The organism is Rhodopseudomonas sp. BR0C11, assembly GCF_010820945.1.
GTDB lineage: Bacteria > Pseudomonadota > Alphaproteobacteria > Rhizobiales > Xanthobacteraceae > Rhodopseudomonas > Rhodopseudomonas palustris_H.
Genome location: NZ_QTKI01000645.1, coordinates 1 through 1,674, shown reverse-complemented (window position 1 = coordinate 1,674; position 1,674 = coordinate 1). Strand labels below are relative to the sequence as shown.

2 protein-coding genes are annotated in these 1,674 nt (G+C 65.0%); both read right to left on the bottom strand.

What is annotated here, in order from left to right; all coding sequences use genetic code 11:
* On the bottom strand, positions 1-783 hold a 783-nt coding region (locus DYI24_RS26170), incomplete at its 3' end, for a DUF1254 domain-containing protein (protein WP_164574379.1).
* Positions 784-921: 138 nt separating this feature from the next.
* A complete protein-coding gene (locus tag DYI24_RS26165; RefSeq protein WP_107342685.1) occupies positions 922-1,605 on the bottom strand; it encodes a protease inhibitor Inh/omp19 family protein in 684 nt (227 codons plus the stop codon).
* Between the last annotated feature and the right edge of the window lie 69 nt (positions 1,606-1,674).

The window sequence follows — 1,674 nt, the reverse complement described above, 5'->3', positions numbered from 1 at the left end:
GATCGGCTGGTCGGTGATATGCGGCGGGTTCTGTTTCAGGAGTTCGGCCGCGTAGGCGAAAAACTGGCCGGCCGGCATGCTGTCGGCCTGCTGTTTCGGCGGCGTCTTCATGTCGATCGCGGGATCGGGTACGAAGGCGGGGGCCGGGACCGGCGGCTTGCCCCATTGCGACAGCGGCGTCGCGGTGTAGCCGGCCTGGATCTGGTGCACCGCGGCGTAGTCCGCCGGCCCGTCGGTCTTGGTTCGGCCGATGATCCAGATGATCGGCGTTGGCGCCTCGATCCGCTGCATCCCGGACGGCACCGTGCCGCTCCAGCCGGGCGCCGTGACCAGGAATTTCTGCGCCTGGGTGCCGGTGGTGCGCCAGCCAGGCGAGGCGAACACGTCGGTCCACATATCGAGCATCGGCAGCAGGTAGTAGCGGCCGTTGGTGTCGGGCGCCGTCACCACCATCGGCTCTCGCGACAGATCGAGCCAGGCGATCGAATACAGCGTATCGAAATTCGGCCGCACGACCGTCTTGAAATCCGCCGGCGGATAGGCCGGCACGCTGACGAAGCTGTTCATCGGCCCTTTGCCGAACTCCTTGCCCGCCTCGACATTGGTCGACTGCTTGCGGGTAAGGTCCATCGTCACCAGCGGATAGAAATACAAATAAGCATCGATCCCGAGGCTCAACGCTTCTTCGTCGGAGACCGGCGCCGGCTCGCTTCGCGCGGGCGCCGTCATCAGCAGTAGCGCGGCCGTTGCGGCCGCCGACATTGCCTTCAACCAGCCAATCATGTTGCCGTCCTCCCTCGACGCATCGCAGATGGCGTTCCGGGCAGGATGCTGAGTTGAGTGCCGGCTGAGCTATGACGCAGGTCAAACGACCAGAAGCCCGGTCGTCGAGACGGGAAGCTGACTGGTAACTCTACGAGGTTATTGGCGCAGCATGATCAGCGGATCGGCGGTATCAGGCACCTTGCGCCACTGCGCATTGTCGTCGGCCTCGAACCGCCAGCTATCGCCGTTCGGTGCCACCAGCAGCATCGCACCATGCTCGAGCCGCCACATCGTTGGACCGAAGCCGGCGATCTGCGCATCGCAGCGCGGCTTCAGGAATGCCTGGAAATTATCGTTGCCGGCTTCGGTGTTGGTGAGTGTCAGTCCGCAGACCTGGCGGCCGTTGCCGCGCACCATGGTCCAGTCGCCGATCATCTGCTCCATCGACTTGGCGAGCGAGCGGGCTGCGACCAGGTTCTGCAGGATGTAGATCCCTTCGCCGTCGCGATGGCCTTCGAAGATGCCGCTCTCGACCTCGGTGAAATCGATCACCGAGTCGCCGTCGGCGGTCTCCAGCCGGACGATGTCGAGGCCTTTGACGTCCCAGGCGGTGATCGCCTTGGTGAACGGCAGCGTCTTGGCGCAGTCAGGCTCGAGAGTCAGTTTCAGCCCTTTGGCAGCGGGCTCGGACGTCAGCGTCACGACGCAGGTCTTGCTGCGTTCGGTGGTGGCCAATTCCCACTGGCCGACCATCTCCTTCTTCATCGAGGCTGCGTCCTGCGCCGCGGCGGCGGACGCGAGCAGCGCCGAGAGGATCACCGTGCCGAACGCGCGCCACATCGTCAGCGGCCTTTCACCGGCGTTTCGGCCACCGGCGTCAGCGGCCGCTGGCCTGCGAACCAGGCTTTC

What these genes read in the sequence shown, in the direction of transcription:
- DYI24_RS26165 (WP_107342685.1), bottom strand. Translation starts at nt 1,605, where the DNA reads ATGTGGCGCGCGTTCGGCACGGTGATCCTCTCGGCGCTGCTCGCGTCC.